Below are 21,584 nucleotides of genomic sequence, written 5' to 3' on the forward strand. Positions count from 1 at the left end.
GCTAACTGCTAACTGCTAACTGCTAACTGCTAACTGCTAACTATCAAACTCATCATCATCACCTTCTTCATCGATGGTTTCTTCTTCATCTCCTTCAAGTTCAAAGAATGAAAATACCGAACCACCATAGTTTCTGTCAAAGGAAAAGTTCTCCATGTGATTCAGTTTGGTGTGTTTAGAGTGTTCGATAACCATCATGCCATCTTCTTCCAACAATTCATTTTCAAAGATTAAAGTGATGATTTTCTCAAAATCTCTTTGCTCCATTCCATAAGGCGGATCGGCGAAAATGATATCGTAACTGGCTTTATTCTTCTCTAAAAATTTGAAAACGTCACTTTTAATTGGTGTAATGTCGAATTCAAATTCTTTTGCAGTTTTTTTGATGAAACTTACACAGCCAAAATCACCATCTACTGAAATAATCGGTTCAGCGCCACGTGAAGCAAATTCATAACTTATGTTTCCTGTTCCGGCGAATAAATCTAAAATTCGTAATTCGGTGAAATTGAAATAGTTATTCAGAATATTAAACAACGCTTCTTTCGACATATCCGTCGTTGGGCGAACCGGAAGGTTGTTCGGTGGCGAAATACGTCTTCCTTTATATTTTCCGGAAATTATTCGCATGCGTGTAAAAGAATAAAATGATTTAAAGCTTGCGATTCGGTTACAGCAAATTTATCGGCAATACTAGCAGTATCTAGCAATGTCAGGTTTCGGATGTAACGGTAAGCGATTTGAAAACGGGTATCAGCTTCTTCAATTTCTCCCAACAAAGCAACAGAAACTACTTCGGGATTGAGCTGTAATTGTTCTAAAGTAAACAATAAATAGTAGGCAAAATCTTCAGGAGTTTTGTATTCGAATGAATTGAACAACACTAACTTAGCATTATCAGCAACGATAATTTCAAAATGATTTTTCTGAAAATGTACAAAAACCTGTTTTTCAAACTTATTTCGGGAAAGCTCCAGCAATTTAACTGTCAAAACCGAGTTGATGTTCTTAAAATCAAAGCTGCCAAATTGATCCACTAAAAAATTGTTCACATTAACATAAGGTACATGAACGTTGATAATTTCATAAGGTTCGATAATGTCTGAAGCAAAATAATCGGTTTCGAAAACTTTGGTATTGTATTGCAGATAACCGCCCAACGCATTCACGTCAAATAAAGCTTTCGGAACAAATGTATTCAAACTGTTATCGTGAAGAACAATCACATCGTCATATGTTTTATTCAATTGCGGAAAATCTACAAACGCTCTCCATAACTGATCTTCAAGTGATTGTGTATTGTTGAACTGCACCTCATGAATTTCACGCGAATGATTTGTTAAACTGTCAAAAACGCAAAAAGAAAGCCTGTTCAACGCAATTTGAACAGCCAGTTTTTTATAATTTTTTGTAACGATGTTGTTTTCCGACATGAAAGTTGAGTACCGATATTCTTCCGACAAATTTACATTTTTTTTCCTACTGTAAAGTATTTGGCCGAAATTTCATCTTATCTTTGAAATTCCTTTACGTTACCCGTTATTCATGATTTCAGCTAAATTTTACTCCACACTTCGAAACAATTTTCCGTTTCAGCCAACGCTAAAACAGGATATTTTTTTTCAAAAAGTGGCTGATTTTGTGAGTAATGAAAATCAAGACGAAATTTTTCTGCTGAAAGGTTATGCAGGAACAGGTAAAACAACAGTCATTTCTACGATAGTTGAACATCTGAAAGACATTAATAAAAAGTATGTTTTACTTGCACCAACCGGACGTGCAGCCAAAGTAATGGCAAATTATTCCGAAAAGCCAGCTCATACAATTCACAAACGCATTTATTTTCCGAAAAAGAGTAGTGGTGGCGTGAGTTTTACGATGCAGACCAACAAGTTTAAGAATACGATTTTTATCGTTGATGAAGCTTCAATGATATCCGATTCACCTACAGAATCAAGTATGTATGAGAATGGTTCATTGTTGGATGATTTGATTATGTATATCTATTCCGGTCATAATTGTAAGATGATTTTGGTTGGTGATACGGCCCAGTTGCCACCTGTTGGAATGGATGTAAGCCCAGCGCTTGATATGGACAAACTTTCCATGAATTACAACATGGAAGTGCCTCATATTGAATTGGATGAAGTTATGCGTCAGGAGGAAAAATCAGGAATTTTGTTCAATGCTACGGAATTGCGTGAAATTCTGAAATCCCATTTTATTGATACGTTTCAGTTTCAGCTTCGCGGTTTTAAAGATATTGTTCGACTGACGGATGGTTATGATATTCAGGATGCGATTCATGCGGCGTATTCCAACTATTCCATTGAAGATACGGCGTTTATCGTTCGTTCCAATAAAAGAGCAAATCAGTACAATCAACAAATCCGAATGAAAATTTTGGATAAAGAAAGTGAATTATCAGTTGGCGATTTTATGATGGTCGTAAAGAATAATTATTTCTGGCTTAAAGATTCTGATGAAGCCGGTTTTATTGCTAATGGTGACATCATCGAAATTTTGGAAATCTTCAGAATTGTCGAATTGTACGGTTTTAAATTTGCTAAAGTGAAAATCCGAATGGTTGATTATCCGAACCAAATTCCGTTGGAAACTATTCTGATTTTGGATACGGTTATGAGTGAATCCCCATCGTTAACGTATGAGCAAAATAATCTTCTGTATCAGGAAGTTATGAAAGATTATGAAGATGAAACCAGCCAATATCGTCGTTTGCAAAAAGTGAAGAACAACGAGTATTTCAACGCACTTCAGGTGAAATTTTCCTATGCGATAACGTGTCACAAATCTCAAGGCGGTCAATGGAATACCGTTTTTATAGAACAACCATATTTGCCCGAAGGCATTGACAGAGATTATGTTCGTTGGTTGTACACCGCAATTACCAGAGCCAAAGACAAATTATATTTGATTGGTTTTCAGGACGATTATTTCGATTAATTCCTATATTTAACTACGTAATTTAATTTTTATGTCAGTTGAAACAATAATCAGTCTTTTTTTAGGTATCGGTTTGGCAGCTTCTACCGGATTTAGAGTATTTCTTCCGTTGTTTGCATTGAGTTTGGCTTCTCATTATGGCGTTGTTCCTTTGAATGAAAGCTGGGAATGGATAGGAGGAATGCCTGCTCTAATTGCTTTAGGAATAGCGATGATTGTTGAAATTGCTGCTTATTACATTCCGTTTGTAGACAATTTGTTAGATGCTGTTGCTATTCCGTTGGCTGCTATTGCTGGAACTGCAGTTATGGCTTCCACTTTGGTAGATGTCAGTCCGTTGGTTTCTTGGGGATTGGCAATTATTGCTGGTGGAGGAACCGCTACAGCAATTACAACTTCAACTGCAGCAACACGTTTGGCTTCCTCTGCCAAAACTGGAGGAATCGGAAATTCTGTTGTTTCCACAGCCGAAACCGGAACAGCTTTAACCTTAAGTTCGTTGTCAATTTTTGTACCTATCGTTGCATTACTTTTCGTTCTTCTTATATTTGTGGTACTTTACAAAGTGGTTCGAAAGTTTAGAAAATAATTCAGATGAAAATAATCGCCGTAATTCCAGCACGTTATGCTTCCACACGATTTCCCGCCAAACTGATGCAGGATTTAGGTGGGAAAACTGTAATTCTAAGAACCTATGAAGCAGCCATCAATACCAATTTGTTTGATGATGTTTTCGTGGTAACTGATTCCGATTTGATTTACAACGAAATTATTTCCAACGGCGGAAAAGCGATTATGAGCATCAAAGAACACGAATCGGGAAGCGACAGAATTGCGGAAGCTGTTGAAAATATGGCTGTTGACGTGGTAATTAATGTTCAGGGTGACGAACCTTTCATCAACAAAAAACCACTAGAACAAGTCATCGAAATCTTCAGAAATGACACGGACAAGAAAGTCGATTTAGCTTCCTTGATGTTTGAAATCAAAGAGAAAGCCGATGTTGAAAACCCTAACAATGTGAAAGTTATCGTAGATCAAAATGGATTTGCTTTGTATTTTTCACGTTCGGTAATTCCTTATCCTAGAGAAGAAAATGTTGGCGTTCGTTATATGAAACACATCGGAATTTATGCCTTCCGAAAAGAAGCCTTAATGGATTTTTACCGATTACCGATGTTGTCTTTAGAAGCTTCCGAAAAATTAGAACAGTTACGTTATTTAGAATACGGAAAACGCATCCGAATGGTAGAAACCGACCACGGAAGCATCGGCATTGACACACCGGAAGATTTGGAAAAAGCACGAAAATTACTTTAATCATGAACGATTCAGCTTGTACAATACGTAATGCAAATCCAGATGAATTTCAGTTTATCGGAAATCTTATGGTTGATGTTTACAGTGCTCTTGAAGGATTTCCAAAACCACACGAACATCCGAAGTATTTCGAAATGCTGGCGAATGTTGGCGAATTGACAACCAAACCCGGAACGGAAATTTTAGTAGCAGTTTTAGACGAAACCGTAGTAGGAGCTGTAGTTTACTTTTCAGACATGCAATATTATGGCTCTAAAGGAACGGCAACTCAGGAAAAAAACGCTGCAGGCTTTCGACTTTTAGCGGTAGATGATAAAGCCAGAGGCAAAGGCATCGGTAAATTATTGACACTAACTTGTCTTGAAAAAGCCAAACTGCAAAAGCAACAACAAATGATAATTCACACGACCAATGCGATGAAACCAGCTTGGAATATGTATGAAGCTATCGGTTTTCAACGCTCCGCAGATTTAGATTTTACCCATGATGGTTTAGACGTTTTCGGATTGCGCTATAAATTCTAATTACGATAATTTTTTAATTGTAAAAAGTTCGTTGTGAAACTCCACTTTCGGATACATTCTTACGGAGTAATTACTGTCAAAATGTGTTCTGTAGTTCTGATTTCTTTCTTTATGTTTTTCGTTTAAAGTCATGGTGTTAAATAATATAAAGCCATTTATTTTAAGTAAAAAGTTAATTCTGTTGATAAAGAAATCCTCAAATAAAAAGTTGGGCATTTTGGTATCCTGAAAAATATCAATGATGATTAAATCGTATTTTTCTCGGGTTCGCAAAACGTACTCAAAGGCGTCATCAATTACAATTTCAAGATTCGGAATTTCATTCAGCTGAAAATACTGATTGGCAATTTCGATTACTTTAGCATCGAGTTCGACACCGGTAATTTTTCCTTTAAACTTAATTTCATCAACCAAAGTTTTAATGACGCTTCCGCCAGCGACACCTAAAACCAAGACATTTTCAAATCCGCGAATCCTTTCAAAACCGATATAGTGCAAGCCTTTTCGAAGAATTCGCTGTAAACTTCCATAGGAGTAATTGGTGTTTTTCGAATCGAGTACTAATTGTCCGTTAGCCCAGGTTACTTCAAGGCTTTTGTTGATTTCGGAATTCTTCTGATGAATGTTTATGGGGATAAAATAGCTGAGAAACTTTTTAATCATCAAGCGTTGCATTTTCTATTCGTAAATATAATGTTATTTTTGAACCAAACTTTTCATAATGAAACAAATTCTATACAAGTTTATATTCTTCAGATTAATGGGGTGGAAGATTGTCGGAACCATTTCGCCTGAAATCAAAAAATGTGTCATGATAGTAGTGCCACACACGAGTTGGCATGATTTCTACTTAGGATTATTCACACGAGGAATTTTAGGTTTGAATATGAATTTTGTAGCAAAAAAAGAGTTATTCAAATTCCCGTTCGGAGTTTATTTCCGATGGATGGGCGGCGCACCTTTAGACAGGCAGAAGAATGAAAACAAAGTAGATGCGATTGCAAAGGTTTTCGAAACTCAGGAAATTTTCCGTTTAGCGATTGCTCCCGAAGGAACCCGAAAAAAAGTAACCGAATGGAAAACAGGATTCTATTATATTGCTATAAAAGCCAATGTTCCGATTATTCCGGTGGCTTTTGATTACAGTAAGAAAACCGTAACTTTATTTGAGCCGTTTATTCCAACAGGAAACAAAGAAGCTGATTTTAAAATTTTAGAGCAAAACTTTAAAGGTGTAATTGGTAAAATTCCGGAATACAGTTTTGTTTCTGAAGATTAATTATTCCGGATTGTAATTTTTAAAAGTTCCGTTTTTGTAAAAGACAACAATTCGATCAATATCTGAATCATTTTTTAGAGTTTCAAAATTTCGCGTATTTGAAAATTTTTCTTCAGGATTTTCGTTTACGCGATTTTTTTCGATGGATGGTTCAGAGAATAAATTTACTTCTGATGAAAATTGTTCAGCATCATTTTTTTGATTTTCCGAAAAAAGAGTAGAAGGTGATTCTGATTTTGGAATTATGGTTGTTTGGTTTTCATCTTTTGGAAAATTCCCGGTTCCATTCAAAATCCAGTACAAATCTACTTCAGGAAACACTTCTGTAATTTTCATGATGAAATCTAAACTTGGTTTGTTTCTGCCGGAAAGTAGGTGAGACAAACTGGAACGTTGCACACCGATTTTATCTGCAAATCCAGAAGCGGATAATCCGTAAAAATCAAATAAAGTTTCAAGTCTTTTTATGAAATCTTCAGTGTTTACCATTGTAAATAGATTTATAGAAATAACGATGTTACAAATGTAAATATTGTTTTGAATGTAAACAAATATTCGAAAGAAAATTGCACATACAATAGTAAAACATGAAATTAAAACTTTAATTAACAAATACTAAATTACTGAAAATAAATAAATTAAAATTGTTTTTAACATGTAAAATATTGATTAACATTAGGAAATGAATATTTAGCTAATAAAACAGGATTAATTGTTTACAAAAGTAAATTAAACATTAGATTCTATAGTTTACATTTGTAAAATATAAGATGTTTACTTTTGTAAATAGATTTTTGAACTATGAATTATCAAGCGACACACACTACTTACCTAGAAAAAAAACTTCACGGAAGATATATTACGAATTCACATATAGAGCCTCTTTTAGATGACTTAAAAAATCATTTTGAAATTTCGGTTATCGGTCAATCGGTTTTGATGAAGCCAATTTATCAGGTTAAAATCGGTAACGGCAAAACTAAAATTTACATGTGGTCACAAATGCATGGAAATGAAAGTACGTGCACTAAGGCTTTGTTTGATTTGTTTAATTTGCTGAAAAGTGACGATAAATTGGCAAATCAGTTCAAAGATGCGTTTACTATAATGTGTATTCCGATATTAAATCCTGATGGAGCTGAGGCTTATACGCGTGTAAATGCCAATGAAATTGATTTAAATCGCGATTCAGTTAATCTTTCGCAACCGGAAAGTAGATTGTTAAGGAAGGTTTTTGATGAGTTTCAGCCTGATTTTTGTTTTAATCTTCACGATCAGCGTACGATTTTCGGAGCTGGTTTCGAACCGAACCCAGCGACAGTTTCTTTTTTAGCACCTTCTTATAATGAAGAACGTGAAATAAATGAGGTTAGACAAAAAGCAATTAATGTAATAGCTACAATCAATGAAGAACTTCAAAGCTGTATTCCGAATCAGGTTGGAAGATTTGACGACTCCTTTAATATTAACTGTATAGGAGATATGTTTCAGTCTTTAAATGTGCCGACAATTTTGTTTGAGGCTGGTCATTATCAAGATGATTATAATAGAGAAATGTCTCGAAAAATGATCTTTGTAAGTTATTTAACAGCTTTGAGGTGTATTGTGAATAATGAATTTACAAAACAAAAAAATAATGATTATTTAAGGATTCCTCAAAATAACCCCTCTTTTTTTGATTTTATTTTTAAAAATGTAAAAGTTGTTATTGGTAATGTCGAAAAAATAATTAATTTTGCAGCCCATTACAAAGAGGTTTTAGCTGATGATAAAATATTGTTTGAAGCTGAGATTGTTGAAGTAGGTGAGTTGTACGGTCATTTTGGGCATGTTGAATATGATTTTGAAGGTGAACTTTTTGATAATCAAACAGAAAGAATGCCGGAAATTGGTCAGCGGGCTACCTTTTTAATCGGAGCGCATACTAAAATTGTTAATGGATTGATAAAAAAATAATAAATTATTCATTTTATTGTCAAAAAAGTAATAATTTATTCTTAATTTTGAACTTTTAAAATAAATAACAGATAAATTAATAGTATGAGTAAGTTTCGTTTGGATGAAGTAGATCATCAGATTTTAGATATGCTGATCGATAATACAAGAGTTCCTTTTACCGATATTGCTAAAAAATTACTTATTTCTGCTGGAACCGTTCACGTTCGTGTGAAGAAAATGGAAGATGCAGGAATTATTCAAGGTTCGTCTTTAACATTAGACTACGAAAAATTAGGATATTCATTTATCGCTTACGTAGGGGTTTTTCTTCACAATACTTCTCAGACTAAATTTGTTTTAGAGCGTATTAATGAAATTCCATTTGTAACTGTAGCTCACGTAACTACTGGAAAATTCAATATTTTCTGTAAAATTCGTGCGAAAGATACGAAACACGCTAAAGAGGTTATCTTCATGATTGATGATATCGAAGGTGTTTATAGAACAGAAACGATGATTTCATTAGAAGAAAGTATCAACGACAAAAAACGTTTGATGCACACTATCTTCAAGGATATGTAATACATTAAAAAAAAAATAGTCAAAACCCGGAGTTCATGCTTCGGGTTTTTTGTTTACATTTATTTTCAGATAACAAATAATTTATGAAACCGACAATACTTCAAAAAGACGAATACGCGCCATTTTATCAGCCCTATTTAGATGCGCTAGAAGAAAACATCAATCTGATTGATGAATTGGAAATCAGTCTGTACAGTACCATTCATTTTATTCAGGACATTCCAATGGATAAATTCGATTACCGTTATGCAGAAGGGAAGTGGACGATAAAAGAAATTATTCAGCACATTATAGACGCAGAAAGAGTTTTTGGCTACCGAGCATTACGATTTTCAAGAAACGATAAAACCGAATTACCGGGTTATGATGAGAATTTATTTGCCGATACTGTAAATCCGGTTGCTAACCAAAGACATTTGAAAGATTTGCTGACCGAATTGAGTGCTGTTCGTCATGCTACAATTATGCTTTTTAAAAGTTTTACCTCGGAAGATTTTGTAAAAGTTGGAATTGCTTCGGAAAGAGAAATGTCAGTGCGGGCGATTGGATTTATTATTATTGGTCATCAAAACCACCACATGCGAATTTTCAAACAGCGTTATTTATAAAAAAAAAGAAAAGAGCTCAATTGAGCTCTTTTTTATTTAATCTTCTTCAGAATCATCTTCGTCTGATGGTTCATCTGATGCGTCTTTGTCATCATCATCGTCATCATCGTCTGAATTGTCTTCAATGTCTAATTCTTTCAACGCGTCTAATGAATCTTCTCCACCTTCCATGTCATCTTCATCTTCATCATAATTTTCGATTCTGTCAGCTAATTTAGTACTTACTTTTACTAAATAAATAGTGTCTTCGGTACGAACTTCAACTGCTTCAATCGTCTCATTCTTAGCATTTTTAAAACGGATAACATCAGAATCATCATATCCGTCAGGGAACTTCTCAACCAATAAGGTTAAGATTTCGTTTGTCAATTTAGCGTAATCAACAATTACTCTTTTCATTCGTTGTGGTTTAATCTTTCTTCGTGCTCAAATGTAATATGGGAATTCGTATTTTCAAATAAAATTTGATTTTTTTTTGAAAAATTTTACCACCCTAAAACGTAGCTGAAAATAAGCGGTGCAACGATTGTAGCGTCAGATTCAACAATAAACTTCGGAGTTGTGATATCTAATTTACCCCAAGTGATTTTCTCATTCGGAACAGCTCCTGAATACGATCCGTAACTTGTTGTTGAGTCTGAGATCTGGCAGAAATACGCCCAAAACGGTACATCGTGCATTTCCATATCCTGATACAACATCGGAACCACACAAATAGGGAAATCACCCGCGATTCCACCACCAATCTGGAAGAAACCGATTCCTTTACCTGAACAATTGTCTTTGTACCAATCGGCTAACCACATCATGTATTCAATTCCACTTTTCATCGTTGTAGCCTTGAATTCTCCTTTGATGCAGTATGACGCGAAAATGTTACCCATTGTACTGTCTTCCCAACCTGGAACTACAATTGGAATGTTTTTCTCAGCCGCAGCAACCATCCATGAATCTTTAGGATCGATTTCGTAGTATTGTTTCAACACACCAGAATTAATCATCTGATACATGAATTCGTGTGGAAAATAACGTTCTCCTTTAGAATCTGCGTTGTTCCAAATATCGAATAAATGCTGTTGTAAACGACGGAAAGCCTCTTCTTCCGGAATACAAGTATCGGTTACACGGTTATAGTGATTTTCTAATAAATCCCATTCTTCCTGCGGCGATAAATCTCTGTAATTCGGAACTCGCTTGTAAGAATTGTGAGCCACTAGGTTCATGATATCTTCTTCCAAGTTAGCACCGGTACAAGAAATAATGTGAACTTTGTCCTGACGAATCATTTCGGCTAATGATTTTCCTAACTCAGCAGTACTCATCGCACCGGCTAAGGTAATCATCATTTTTCCGTTGTCTAATAAATGCTCTTCATAACCTTTTGCCGCGTCAACTAAAGCTGCTGCATTGAAATGAAGATAATGTTTTTCAATAAACTGACTGATAGGTCCTTTACTCATTGTTGTTTGTTTTAAAGTGAATAAAAGAAATGATTCTTCTATTAAATTTTGTATTAATTATTTGTTGTATCCTAAGATTTTCATCACGTCTTCAGCAGTTTGCTGTTCTGAGAAAACCTCGGTAGCGATAATTCCGTTTTCGTCACGATCGATTAAGATGTGTTTTGGCTGCGGAATTAAACAGTGGTGCAATCCTCCAAAACCACCGATCGTTTCCTGGTAAGCTCCGGTGTTGAAGAATCCGATATATAGCGGTTTTTCTTTGTTGTATTTTGGAAGATAAACCGCATTCATGTGCTGTTCAGAGTTGTAATAATCGTCTGAGTCACAAGTCAATCCCCCTAAAAGAACCCGTTCATAAGTGTCGTTCCAGCGGTTTACGGCTAACATGACGAAACGCTTGTTAATTGCCCAAGTATCCGGTAAAGTAGTGATGAAAGACGAGTCAATCATATTCCACTTTTCACGATCATTTTGTTGTTTTTGGTACAAAACCTGGTAAATAGCTCCGCCAGATTCACCAACAGTAAACGTTCCGAATTCTGTAAAAATATGAGGCACATCAATTTCAGCTTCGTCACAAGCGATTTTAATCTGATTGATGATTTCGTCAATCATGTATTCGTAATCGTATTCGAAAGCTAATGAGTTTTTAATCGGGAATCCACCGCCAATGTTCAAACTATCTAAAGTCGGACATTCTTTTTTCAAAGCGATGTATACTTTCATACATTTCAACAATTCGTTCCAGTAGTAGGCCGTGTCGCGAATACCGGTGTTGATGAAGAAGTGAAGCATTTTCAATTCTACATCTTTATTTTCTTGAATCTGTTTTCTGTAAAAAGGAACGATGTTTTTGTATCCGATTCCCAAACGAGAAGTATAAAACTCAAATTTTGGTTCTTCTTCCGCAGCAATTCGAATACCGATTTTAATTTTTTTGTTGTCGATTTTGTCCATCAACAAATCCAATTCTTCGTAATTATCAATTACAGGAATGGTTCTGCTGTGGCCACTGTTGATTAAACGGGCAATGTTTTCAACGTACTGCTCACGTTTGAAACCGTTACAAACAACGTAAGTGTTTTTATTGATTTTTCCTTCTTCAAGGAGTTTTTCTACAATATTAATGTCAAAAGCTGATGAAGTTTCAATGTGAATGTTGTTCTTGAATGCTTCGTTCATTACGAATTCAAAGTGCGAACTTTTGGTGCAATAGCAGTAGTAGTACTTTCCATCGTATTTGTTTTTCTCCATTGCTTTTCTGAACCAACTTTTAGCTTTGTTGATATTGTTGGAAATAGCAGGTAAGTAGGTGAATTTTAAAGGCGTACCATACTCTTCAACCAGTTTCATCAAATCGATGTTGTTGAACTGTAAGTTGTCTTTATTTAAAGTAAAACCTTCCTGTGGAAAGTAAAAAGTTTGATTGATTAAGTCGTAATATTTGGTGTTCATTATGAATATCGAGTGTTATAAGATTATAAATTTAATAAAATATTTCCTAAAACAGTTGATTTTCAAACTCTTAAATTGGCGTATACAATCTGCAATTCTTCGTGTAAAGGATTTGTGAAGTCGAAAACATTAAAATTCTGACAACTTTTAACAGAAAAAACAATCCGTTGAAGTTTAGACAACAGTTTGTGTTTCCTTTTGTTTACACAGTTTTCGAATTGTATTTGCCGATTTTTTTTCATCTGCGCAAATTTAAAAAATATTACAGTGTATTTAAAAGAATTTTATTAAAAAAATGCTAGTTCTTATAATCTTCAAAGGCGCTAAAAATCAGTTCGTTATCAATAAATTGATTGATTTTTACATTTCCGATTTTATCTAAAAGCGCAAATTGAACTTTTCCGAACTCATTTTTCTTGTCGTGAATGAGTAATGCTATGATTTTTTCAATGTCTTCGCGGGTGAAACTGACTTGCTCAAAAATATCCGAAATGATGTATTTGATTTCCTGATATTCGTCGTTTGAAATTAGATTTTTCTGCAATGAAAGATAGCTTTCTAAAATCATTCCGATAGCTATTGCCTCGCCGTGAAGAAGAGGATTTTTATCTTCGTTTTCCAACAAATAGCTTTCGATAGCGTGACCTAAAGTATGACCAAAATTTAATGCTTTTCGGATTCCGTTTTCAGTTGGATCTTGTAAAACGATGTTGTTTTTTATTTCAATTGATTGATGAATTAATTTATCTAAATCATCAGTAGATAAGTTATTTAGGTTTTTAAATTTATCCCAATATGCTTTGTCCTGAATTAATCCGTGTTTCAGCATTTCTGCCAAACCGGAACGCATTTCGTTTTGCGGTAAGGTAGTTAAAAAGTTAGTGTCAATTAAAACCGCTTTTGGCGTTGTAATGGTTCCGATTTGGTTTTTTAAATTACCTAAATCCACACCGTTTTTTCCGCCTATTGATGCGTCAACCATTGCTAAAAGAGTAGTAGGAACATTGATGTATTCAATTCCACGTTTGAAGGTTGAAGCAATAAAGCCACCTAAATCTGTAACGACACCGCCGCCAAGGTTGAGGATGATACTTTTTCTGTCGGCACCCAATTCGGTTAAAGCAGACCAGATTTCGAAACAGGTTTCAATATTCTTGTATTGTTCTCCGGCTTCAAATTCAATGATTTCAATTTCGATTTCTGTAGCCAGATTGGCCAAAAAATTAGGCAAACAATGTTCGCTGGTTTTACTGTCAACTAAAACAAAAATTTTAGAATACTCCTTTGGCAGTAGTATTTCATTCAAATAGGAATAGATAGTTTCGTTAAAATAGACAGAATATCCGTTGGCGTTTATCGTTTGCATTTTGAAGTACTATTAATAAAGTCGCAAAATACGGCATTTTTTATGAATTATTCTCAAACGCTCCTTATATTTGCAAGCCGATTTATAACAATACAATGGAAAAAATCTTCAACAACACCGAAGTAGCTTTTGCACTTAAAAACAACCGAGAATTAAACCGAGCGCATTTTCTTTTTAAAATGATTGGAAATCCGTCTTTAGTAAAAATAGGAACTTCGCTAACGAATTTTGCCTTAAATCTGCATTTGCCGGTTGAAGGAATTATCAGAAGCACCGTTTTTGATCATTTTTGTGGCGGAGTAAGTGAAGAAGATTGTTTGAAAGTGGTGGATAAGATGTATACGAAGCACGTTTCATCAGTTTTGGACTATTCGGTTGAAGGAAAGGAAGAAGAGGCGCAATTTGACGCGGCTTTGGAAATGACTTTAAAAACGATTGATTTTGCCAAAGCGAAAGAAGCGATTCCGTTTGCGGTTTTCAAGCCTACAGGAGTTGGACGTTTAGGATTGTATGAAAAAATCGGTGAGAATCAATCTTTGACAGATGCTGAAAAAGCAGAGTGGGAGCGCGTTGTGAGTCGTTTTGAAATTATCTGTAAAACAGCTTTCGAAAAAGATGTGATGATTTTAGTTGATGCGGAAGAAAGCTGGATGCAGGATGCTGCCGATGATTTGGTGGCTGAAATGATGAAAAAATACAACAAGCAAAAAGCTTTGATTTTCAATACGCTACAAATGTATCGTTGGGACCGAATGGATTATCTTAAGCAATTGCACGAACAGGCGAAAGCAGAAGGTTTTCACATCGGAATGAAAGTAGTTCGTGGTGCTTATATGGAAAAAGAAGCGAAACGTGCCGAAGAAAAAGGGTATAAAAACCCAATTTGCCCATCAAAGCAAGCAACGGATGACAATTATAATGCTTGTATCGAGTATATGATGCAGCATATTGATTCGATGGCAATTTTTGCCGGAACCCATAACGAATTGAGTTCTTATAAATTGATGGAGTTGATGGAACAAAAAGGAATTCTTCATAAAGACAATCGCATTTGGTTCGGACAATTGTACGGAATGAGCGATAACATCAGTTATAATTTGGCTGAGAATAAATATAATGTTGCAAAGTATTTACCTTTTGGCCCCGTAAGGGATGTTATGCCTTATTTGATTAGAAGAGCTCAGGAGAATACTTCTGTTGCAGGACAGACCGGACGAGAGTTGATGCTCTTGGAAACTGAGAAGAAAAGAAGAAAATTATAATAAAAAGCTCCGAGTTAATTCGGGGCTTTTTTATTGTTAATTATGTGAAAAGTAAAATATTGTAACTAATAATGTAGGAACAATTAACAAGTCGATAAATGAGACTATTTTTTTGTTCATTCTCATTTTTAGTAATAAGCTGTTGAGTAAAAATAAAACTGCAGTCAGAATTCCAAAATAGATAAAAAATACAATCCAGTTACCGATGTCTTTCATCCATCTGAAGTCGTAATAGCCTTCATCAATAAAAAATAGAAACTGCGCGATAAGGAAAGCGTTAATATAAATTGTAGATAATTCGTTGTTTTTCATTTGTTGTGTAGGTTGTGTGTTATTCTGAATAAATAACGCGCAAATTACCACTTTAGTGTGTGATTTTTAATACAGCTTTTTTGTTAATTTGTTTGAATTCCAACAGATTGAGGAGTAAAAAAAACGATATGAGATAACTTCCAAATTTGGAAAATAAAAAAGCAGACTAAAAAGTCTGCTTTAATTTTTGTGGGCGATGAGGGGTTCGAACCCCCGACCCCCTCGGTGTAAACGAGGTGCTCTGAACCAGCTGAGCTAATCGCCCTTATGTGTTGCAAATATACATTCTATATTTGATTGCACAAGGTTTTGAAAAAGATTTTACTGTTTTTTTATGTCTTTTAAAACAACTCTTTCGGTGTAATTAATCATCGTAACTTCAATCTCCTCATGCTTAGTATTATAACCTTCTACGATGTAAAGTTTACCATTTTCAGCAGGTTTGTTACTTTGTGAAAAATCAACATCACCGTGTTGTAAACATGCTTTGATGTCTTCCATGGTTACCCATTTTTCGTTTAGCTTTTGTTGTGCTTCCGGAGCAATGGATATTGGCTTACTGCGTAAATCTTTCAGTACCCTGCAGTTTGGTAAATAGCAGAATTCGGTTTTTTTCTTCTGAAAAAAGAAGTAAACGAAAATTCCGCCTAATAAAAGACCTAATAAGTAGTAGGCTAAACGCTGTGTAAATTTCATGGCTTTTTAATTTGAACACAAAAATACACAAAGTAATGGCTTTAGCCTAGAAGACAATTAAATTAATATCGCGATATGTAATGTTAAACCAATCAGCAATGGAACGGTTGGTTAATAAGCCGTGGTACATATAAACTCCGTTTTTTAAACCTCTGTTACAACGGATAGCGCTTTCGATACCGCCATCTTCAGCAATTTGGATTAGAAAAGGCGTGATAATATTACTAATCGACATCGAAGCAGTTTTCGAATATCGCGACGGAATATTAGGTACGCAATAATGAATCACGTTGTTTTTAATGTATGTAGGTTTCTCGTGTGTAGTAATTTCCGAAGTTTCGAAACAACCACCAGTATCAATACTAACATCTACAATGACAGCGCCTTTTTTCATATGTTCCACCATCGTTTCAGTAACTACGATTGGCGTACGGTTACTACCACGCATCGCTCCGATAGCAACATCACAGCGCATTAACGATTTTAGCAATGATTTTTCCTGAATGGTTGAAGTGAAAATCTGCTGTGGAAGTGAATTCTGTAATCGTCTTAATTTGGTAATGGAATTGTCAAAAACTTTTACGCTAGCTCCAAGTCCTAAAGCTGTTCTGGCAGCATATTCTGCAACAGTTCCAGAACCTAAAATGACAATTTCTGTTGGGCGCACCCCGGTGATATTTCCAAAAAGTAAACCTTTACCAATCGATTGGTTAATCATTAATTCAGCTGCAATTAAAACTGAAGCTGTTCCTGCAATTTCTGATAAAGAACGAACAGCCGGGTAGGAGCCATCTTCATCTTTAATAAATTCAAAAGCTAAGGAAGTAATTCGCTTTGTAGCCAATGCTTCAAAATAAGTTTTCTTCTGGGTTTTAATCTGAAGCGCCGAAATAACAATTGTTTGCGGATTAATCATATCGATTTCTTCCAAAGTAGGCGGTTCGACTTTTAAAATCATCGGGCAACTGAAAACCTTTTTTGTATCGTTTGTGATTTCGGCACCAGCGTCGCTATATTCTTTATCGGCATAACTTGCACTAGATCCAGCACCGGCCTCCAGTAAAACGCGATGACCGTGAGATGTTAATGAGGCAACAGCTTCAGGTGTCAAGCAAATTCGGCGTTCCTGGTAACTAGTTTCCTTAGGAATTCCGATAAAAAGCTGACTTTTATGTTTCATCACCTCAAGTTTTTCTTCTTGCGGGAGCAGTTGCTGCGAAGTAAAAGGTGTAATTGGCATATGCTGGTTGTATTGTTTAAGACAAGTTACGAAAAATTAGAAAGCGATATCAGGAAAGCGTCAAAATTCGGTTTCCGTTGGGGAGCTGTTTGATATGAATTGATGCGTGGTCTAACGGAATCAGATTCGGGGTTTTTTCAGGCCATTCGATGAAGCACCAGTTTCCGGAATAGAAATATTCGTCAACGCCCATGTCGTAGGCTTCTTCTTCGGAATTCAATCGGTATAAATCGAAGTGATAAACAATGTCGCCGTTTGCAGTTCGGTATTCATTTACAAGGGAAAACGTCGGACTTGAAGTCATGTCCTGAACACCTAATGCTTCAGCCAAAGCTTTGATTAGAGTCGTTTTACCAACGCCCATGTCAGCGTGAAACGTAATTACTTTCTTCAGTGGCTGTGATAAAATCTTCTGAGCCACATCTTTTATTTCGTCTAATGAAAAGGTAATCTGCAAGGAATCCGTCATATAAAAAAGAGGAATTAATCTTTGCATTCAAATGTAGTAAAAACTACCTAATCTCAAAGATTAATTCCTACAATTCTAAAAATCAGTTATAAAGACTTGATTTATCTCGGTTCAAACACTAAAAATGGAATAATCATTTCTTCTAACGAAATCCCGCCGTGCTGATAGGTATTACGATAATAACTCACATAATGGTTGTAATTGTTGACATATGCCAAAAATAAATCATTCTTGGCAAAAATGAACGAACTACTCATGTTGATAGCAGGTAACCCGATTTTTTTAGGATCTTTTACAGCGTAAACGTCTTTGTCTTCGTAGGTTAAACTTCTTCCGGTTTTGTAGCGAAGATTCAAACTTGTGTTTTTATCGCCGATTACTTTCGAAGGGTTTTTACAGTTGATGGTTCCGTGGTCTGTTGTTAAAATCAATCGAAAACCTAATTGCTGCGCCTGTTGAATAATTTCCAACAACGGAGAATTTTTAAACCAACTCAACGTAAGCGAACGATAAGCTTTGTCGTTGGAAGCCAATTCTTTCACCACATCCATTTCGGTTTTGGCATGGGAAAGCATGTCCACGAAATTGTAAACTACCGTAGTTAAATCGTTGTTTTTTAAAGTTTTAAAATTATCAACTAATTTTTTACCGTCTTTGAAATTGGTAATTTTATAATATTCCTGTTTGATGTCTATGCGTAAACGTTTCAGTTGTTCAGTTAGAAATTCACCTTCGAAAAGGTTTTTTCCGCCGTCATCCACATCATTTTTCCAATATTGCGGATGGTTTTTCTCCATTTCCAATGGTGTCAAACCTGAAAAAATAGCGTTTCGAGCATATTGAGTGGCGGTTGGTAGAATAGAGTAGTAGCTCGTTTCCTTATCTAATTTATAATGGTTGTTCACCACGCTTTCAAAGGCTTTCCATTGATCGTAACGCAAATTGTCGATGACAACAAAAAGAATTGGTTTGTCTTTTTTACGGATTTCCGGAACGACTAACTTTCTGAAAATTTCATGCGATAGAATTGGGCGATTGTCTTCCGAACCAAACCATTTTTCATAGTTCTTCTCTATAAATTTTCCGAATTGCGAATTGGCTTCCAGCTTCTGGCTTTCTAAAATTTCCACCATACTTTGGTCTTCGATATTTTCCAGTTCGATTTCCCAAAACAGTAGTTTTTTATACAGCTCAACCCAATCTTCATAGGAATTAACCATCGCCATTTCCATTGCGATTTTTCGGAATTCTTTTTGATAATCCAAAGTTGTTTTTTCGGAAACCAAGCGGGAATGGTCGAGGTTCTTCTTCAAACTCAATAAAATTTGGTTTGGATTTACCGGTTTGATAAGATAATCGGCAATTTTAGAACCGATGGCTTCTTCCATAATATATTCTTCCTCACTTTTAGTAATCATGATTACCGGAGTGGCAGATTTTTTTTCTTTAATTTCAGACAAAGTTTCCAAGCCACTTAAACCGGGCATATTTTCATCCAAAAAAACTATGTCGAAGTTATCGTCGTCGAACAAGTCAATAGCATCCTGCCCGTTATTGCAGGTTGTAACGTGATATCCTTTCTTTTCAAGGAATAAGATGTGTGGTTTTAACAAATCGATTTCGTCATCAACCCAAAGTATTTTTATTTGGCTCATATCTCTTAAGTCTAATTATGTTGCAATTTAAAATTTAATCAACGGACAGCCGTTAAAATTATTGTAAATAATCTGATTTTACACTTGAAGAATCATTACTTTTATAAAAGTTAAAAATAGTTATATTTGTAGTAAATACATTATTAAGTGAGCCAGATTAACAAGCTTAAAATCCTTAACGATCCTATTTATGGTTTTATTACCATTCCTAATACTTTAGTTTACGATTTAATTCAGCATCCTTATTTTCAGCGATTACGACGTATTTCTCAGATGGGAATGTCGTATTTAGTCTATCCAGGTGCGCATCATACGCGTTTTCATCATGCTTTGGGGTGTATGCATTTGATGCAGAAAGCCGTCCAAACATTACGCTTTAAAGGAGTTGAAATATCTACAGATGAAGAAACTGCACTTTACATTGCGATTTTGTTGCATGATATTGGCCATGGTCCATTTTCACACGCGATGGAACACAGCATTGTGGAAGATGTGCATCATGAAGAAATTTCGCAGTTGTTCATGAATCAGCTGAATGAGGAATTTGATGGAAAATTATCATTAGCAATTAAAATATTCAAAGGTGATTATCACAGAAAATTTATGTTGCAACTCATTTCCAGTCAGTTGGATATGGACAGGTTGGATTATTTAAAGCGCGACAGTTTTTACAGCGGCGTAGCCGAAGGAAATATCAATTCTGAGCGTTTAATTCAAATGATGAATGTAGAAAACGATGTATTAGTTATAGAAGAAAAAGGGATTTACTCAGTTGAAAAGTTTCTGGTTGCCAGACGATTGATGTATTGGCAGGCTTATTTACATAAAACCAGTGTTGTGGCAGAATTGATTCTAACCAAAATCTTAAAACGTGCCAAAGAATTTACGCAAAAAGGGATTATACTTCAGGCGAGTGAACCTTTGCAGTATTTCATGCAACATAAAATTTCTTTGGAAGATTTCAATGCAGACATTTTAAACCGATTTGCTTTATTGGATGATTTCGACATTGTTAGCGCTATCAAATCTTGGCAATTTCACGAAGATTATGTGTTGTCAACGCTAAGCGGAATGATTATCAATCGTGATTTGTTAAAGATTCAAATGATGGAAGAGAAAGTCGATAAAACACAATTATCGGAATTGAAATCTCGTTATATGAATCAGTATCAACTATCAGAAAAAGAAGCTGAGTATTTTGTGTTTAAAGGAAAACTGAAAAATCAGGCTTACAATAAATCCAGCGAACCGATTCATATTTTGAAAAAAGACAGAACCATCGAAGATGTGGTGGAAGCCTCAGATCAATTGCATTTAAAAGCACTGTCAAAACCCGTTACTAAATATTTTATTTGCTTTCCAAAAGTGTTGTTGGAAAGTTAAAATTTAATTAAATTTTATATTTTTGCAGGGATGAAGTTTACAGCAGAACAAATAGCAGGTATATTAGGAGGTGAAGTCGTAGGAAATCCTTTGGCGGAAGTTCATAAACTGGCTAAAATTGAGGAAGGAACAGAAGGTTCTTTAACTTTTTTGGCTAATCCTAAGTACTTGAATTTCATATATACTACCCAAGCTACCATAACGATTGTCAGCAATACTTTCGAACCGGAACAAGCTATTTCAACTACATTAATAAAAGTTGAAGATGCTTACAAATCGTTTTCAACATTATTGGAATATTATAATCAGGTGAAACTGATGAAATCCGGTATTGAGCAACCTTCGGTTATTTCAGAGGGAGTTACGTATGGTGAAAATCTGTATTTGGGAAGTTTTTGTTATATCGGAAAAAATGTAACTATCGGGGAAAATGTAAAAATCTATCCGAATAGTTTTGTAGGTGATAATGTAACCATTGGCGACGGAACAGTTTTATTTGCTGGAGTTCGTATTTATTCTGAATCGGAAATTGGCAAAAATTGCACCATTCATTCCGGAACGATTGTAGGTTCAGACGGATTCGGTTTTGCGCCACAAGAAGACGGAACGTATACTAAAGTACCACAAATCGGTAATGTTATCATTGAAGATAATGTTGAAATTGGCGCTTGCTCAACCATTGACAGAGCGACTTTAGGTTCGACAATTATCCGAAAAGGAGTGAAATTGGATAACCAAATTCAAATCGCTCATAATGTTGAAATTGGTGAGAATACTGTAATTGCTTCACAAACAGGTGTTGCAGGTTCAACTAAAATCGGTAAAAACTGTATGATTGGCGGTCAGGTTGGAATTGTCGGACATATCACGATTGGAGATAATGTTCGAATTCAGGCACAATCCGGCGTTGGAAGAAGTATTAAAGACGGTGAAACCATTCAAGGAAGCCCGGCAATTGGTTATGGAGATTTCAACAAATCTTATGTTCATTTCAAGAATTTGCCTAAAATTGTTGACGATTTACACCAATTGAAGAAAGCTAAAAACGAAACAAACTAAAATTAAATA

At 35.2% G+C, this 21,584-nt stretch carries 24 protein-coding genes and 1 tRNA gene; 11 read left to right on the forward strand and 14 right to left on the reverse strand.

Translation table 11 applies throughout. The annotated features are described in order from the left end of the window. Nucleotides 1-36 precede the first annotated feature (36 nt). Together rsmD and RUH60_RS08765 are read right to left on the reverse strand one after the other, a co-directional pair. Nucleotides 37-630 carry a 16S rRNA (guanine(966)-N(2))-methyltransferase RsmD gene (gene rsmD / locus RUH60_RS08760; RefSeq protein ID WP_313807443.1) on the reverse strand — a complete coding sequence of 198 codons (594 nt, stop codon included), beginning with the start codon at nt 628-630 and terminating at the stop codon, nt 37-39. Beyond that, on the reverse strand, nt 621-1,433 hold the full coding sequence (locus RUH60_RS08765; protein WP_313807445.1) for a DUF3822 family protein: 813 nt from the start codon (nt 1,431-1,433) through the stop codon (nt 621-623). Before RUH60_RS08765 ends, rsmD begins: the two co-directional genes overlap by 10 nt. Before the next feature lie 112 nt (nt 1,434-1,545). Between RUH60_RS08765 and RUH60_RS08770 the strand changes: the two genes are divergently transcribed. The 4 genes from RUH60_RS08770 to RUH60_RS08785 are packed head-to-tail and all read left to right on the forward strand — an operon-like array spanning nt 1,546 to nt 4,808. Continuing rightward, nucleotides 1,546-2,964 (forward strand): AAA family ATPase, encoded by a 1,419-nt coding sequence (locus RUH60_RS08770; protein WP_313807447.1) that lies wholly within the window; start codon nt 1,546-1,548, stop codon nt 2,962-2,964. Between the two features lie 31 nt (nt 2,965-2,995). Then, nucleotides 2,996-3,553: a DUF4126 domain-containing protein gene (locus RUH60_RS08775; protein ID WP_313807449.1), complete on the forward strand. Its 558-nt coding sequence runs from the start codon at nt 2,996-2,998 to the stop codon at nt 3,551-3,553. A 5-nt stretch (nt 3,554-3,558) separates the two neighbouring features. Beyond that, nucleotides 3,559-4,284, forward strand: coding sequence for a 3-deoxy-manno-octulosonate cytidylyltransferase (gene kdsB, locus RUH60_RS08780; RefSeq protein WP_313807451.1), 726 nt, complete (start codon nt 3,559-3,561; stop codon nt 4,282-4,284). Nucleotides 4,285-4,286: 2 nt separating this feature from the next. After that, the gene (locus tag RUH60_RS08785) at nt 4,287-4,808 is read left to right on the forward strand and encodes a GNAT family N-acetyltransferase (protein ID WP_313807453.1); all 522 of its coding nucleotides are present in this window, start codon (nt 4,287-4,289) and stop codon (nt 4,806-4,808) included. Here RUH60_RS08785 and RUH60_RS08790 read toward each other — a convergent pair whose 3' ends face one another. Further along, the gene (locus tag RUH60_RS08790; RefSeq protein ID WP_313807454.1) at nt 4,809-5,471 is read right to left on the reverse strand and encodes a fused MFS/spermidine synthase; all 663 of its coding nucleotides are present in this window, start codon (nt 5,469-5,471) and stop codon (nt 4,809-4,811) included. A 58-nt stretch (nt 5,472-5,529) separates the two neighbouring features. On the opposite strand from RUH60_RS08790, the gene RUH60_RS08795 reads away from it, so the two are divergent. After that, the gene (locus tag RUH60_RS08795; RefSeq protein WP_313807456.1) at nt 5,530-6,087 is read left to right on the forward strand and encodes a 1-acyl-sn-glycerol-3-phosphate acyltransferase; all 558 of its coding nucleotides are present in this window, start codon (nt 5,530-5,532) and stop codon (nt 6,085-6,087) included. Here the strand turns inward: RUH60_RS08795 and RUH60_RS08800 are convergent, their stop codons facing one another. Further along, nucleotides 6,088-6,576, reverse strand: coding sequence for a helix-turn-helix transcriptional regulator (locus RUH60_RS08800; RefSeq protein ID WP_313807457.1), 489 nt, complete (start codon nt 6,574-6,576; stop codon nt 6,088-6,090). It lies immediately after the preceding gene. Nucleotides 6,577-6,888: 312 nt separating this feature from the next. Between RUH60_RS08800 and RUH60_RS08805 the strand changes: the two genes are divergently transcribed. From RUH60_RS08805 to RUH60_RS08815, 3 genes are all read left to right on the forward strand, one after another. Then, nucleotides 6,889-8,043, forward strand: coding sequence for a M14 family metallopeptidase (locus RUH60_RS08805; protein ID WP_313807458.1), 1,155 nt, complete (start codon nt 6,889-6,891; stop codon nt 8,041-8,043). A gap of 84 nt (nt 8,044-8,127) precedes the next feature. After that, a complete protein-coding gene (locus RUH60_RS08810) occupies nt 8,128-8,607 on the forward strand; it encodes an Lrp/AsnC family transcriptional regulator (protein WP_026981529.1) in 480 nt (159 codons plus the stop codon). Between the two features lie 83 nt (nt 8,608-8,690). Next, complete coding sequence (locus tag RUH60_RS08815; RefSeq protein ID WP_313807461.1) at nt 8,691-9,215, forward strand: DinB family protein; 525 nt, start codon at nt 8,691-8,693, stop codon at nt 9,213-9,215. Between the two features lie 36 nt (nt 9,216-9,251). On the opposite strand, the gene RUH60_RS08820 is transcribed toward RUH60_RS08815, so the two are convergent. From RUH60_RS08820 to aroB, 4 genes are all read right to left on the reverse strand, one after another. Next, a complete protein-coding gene (locus tag RUH60_RS08820) occupies nt 9,252-9,614 on the reverse strand; it encodes a DNA primase (RefSeq protein WP_313807462.1) in 363 nt (120 codons plus the stop codon). Nucleotides 9,615-9,700: 86 nt separating this feature from the next. Next, nucleotides 9,701-10,675, reverse strand: coding sequence for a deoxyhypusine synthase family protein (locus tag RUH60_RS08825; protein WP_313807463.1), 975 nt, complete (start codon nt 10,673-10,675; stop codon nt 9,701-9,703). Between the two features lie 57 nt (nt 10,676-10,732). Then, on the reverse strand, nt 10,733-12,133 hold the full coding sequence (locus tag RUH60_RS08830) for an arginine decarboxylase (RefSeq protein ID WP_313807465.1): 1,401 nt from the start codon (nt 12,131-12,133) through the stop codon (nt 10,733-10,735). Nucleotides 12,134-12,431: 298 nt separating this feature from the next. Continuing rightward, the gene (gene aroB / locus RUH60_RS08835; RefSeq protein ID WP_313807467.1) at nt 12,432-13,499 is read right to left on the reverse strand and encodes a 3-dehydroquinate synthase; all 1,068 of its coding nucleotides are present in this window, start codon (nt 13,497-13,499) and stop codon (nt 12,432-12,434) included. Nucleotides 13,500-13,594: 95 nt separating this feature from the next. Between aroB and RUH60_RS08840 the strand changes: the two genes are divergently transcribed. Continuing rightward, nucleotides 13,595-14,761 carry a proline dehydrogenase family protein gene (locus RUH60_RS08840; protein ID WP_313807470.1) on the forward strand — a complete coding sequence of 389 codons (1,167 nt, stop codon included), beginning with the start codon at nt 13,595-13,597 and terminating at the stop codon, nt 14,759-14,761. 36 nt (nt 14,762-14,797) lie between these two features. Here the strand turns inward: RUH60_RS08840 and RUH60_RS08845 are convergent, their stop codons facing one another. The 6 genes from RUH60_RS08845 to RUH60_RS08870 all read right to left on the reverse strand — a co-directional run bounded on the left by RUH60_RS08845 (nt 14,798) and on the right by RUH60_RS08870 (nt 19,133). Next, nucleotides 14,798-15,073, reverse strand: a complete 276-nt coding sequence (locus tag RUH60_RS08845; protein WP_313807471.1) for a hypothetical protein — start codon at nt 15,071-15,073, stop codon at nt 14,798-14,800. Nucleotides 15,074-15,263: 190 nt separating this feature from the next. Continuing rightward, nucleotides 15,264-15,338: transfer RNA gene (locus RUH60_RS08850), tRNA-Val, on the reverse strand. 56 nt (nt 15,339-15,394) lie between these two features. Continuing rightward, nucleotides 15,395-15,769 carry a DUF4258 domain-containing protein gene (locus RUH60_RS08855; protein WP_313807473.1) on the reverse strand — a complete coding sequence of 125 codons (375 nt, stop codon included), beginning with the start codon at nt 15,767-15,769 and terminating at the stop codon, nt 15,395-15,397. Between the two features lie 46 nt (nt 15,770-15,815). Then, nucleotides 15,816-17,009 carry an alanine dehydrogenase gene (locus RUH60_RS08860; RefSeq protein ID WP_313807476.1) on the reverse strand — a complete coding sequence of 398 codons (1,194 nt, stop codon included), beginning with the start codon at nt 17,007-17,009 and terminating at the stop codon, nt 15,816-15,818. 49 nt (nt 17,010-17,058) lie between these two features. Next, nucleotides 17,059-17,505, reverse strand: coding sequence for a tRNA (adenosine(37)-N6)-threonylcarbamoyltransferase complex ATPase subunit type 1 TsaE (gene tsaE, locus RUH60_RS08865; RefSeq protein WP_313807477.1), 447 nt, complete (start codon nt 17,503-17,505; stop codon nt 17,059-17,061). A gap of 74 nt (nt 17,506-17,579) precedes the next feature. Further along, the gene (locus RUH60_RS08870) at nt 17,580-19,133 is read right to left on the reverse strand and encodes a bifunctional response regulator/alkaline phosphatase family protein (protein WP_313807479.1); all 1,554 of its coding nucleotides are present in this window, start codon (nt 19,131-19,133) and stop codon (nt 17,580-17,582) included. A gap of 147 nt (nt 19,134-19,280) precedes the next feature. On the opposite strand from RUH60_RS08870, the gene RUH60_RS08875 reads away from it, so the two are divergent. Next, nucleotides 19,281-20,516: an HD domain-containing protein gene (locus tag RUH60_RS08875; RefSeq protein WP_313807481.1), complete on the forward strand. Its 1,236-nt coding sequence runs from the start codon at nt 19,281-19,283 to the stop codon at nt 20,514-20,516. 30 nt (nt 20,517-20,546) lie between these two features. Beyond that, nucleotides 20,547-21,575, forward strand: coding sequence for a UDP-3-O-(3-hydroxymyristoyl)glucosamine N-acyltransferase (gene lpxD, locus RUH60_RS08880; RefSeq protein ID WP_313807483.1), 1,029 nt, complete (start codon nt 20,547-20,549; stop codon nt 21,573-21,575). The last annotated feature ends 9 nt before the right edge of the window (nt 21,576-21,584 follow it).

Source organism: Flavobacterium sp., assembly GCF_032153895.1.
Lineage (GTDB): Bacteria > Bacteroidota > Bacteroidia > Flavobacteriales > Flavobacteriaceae > Flavobacterium.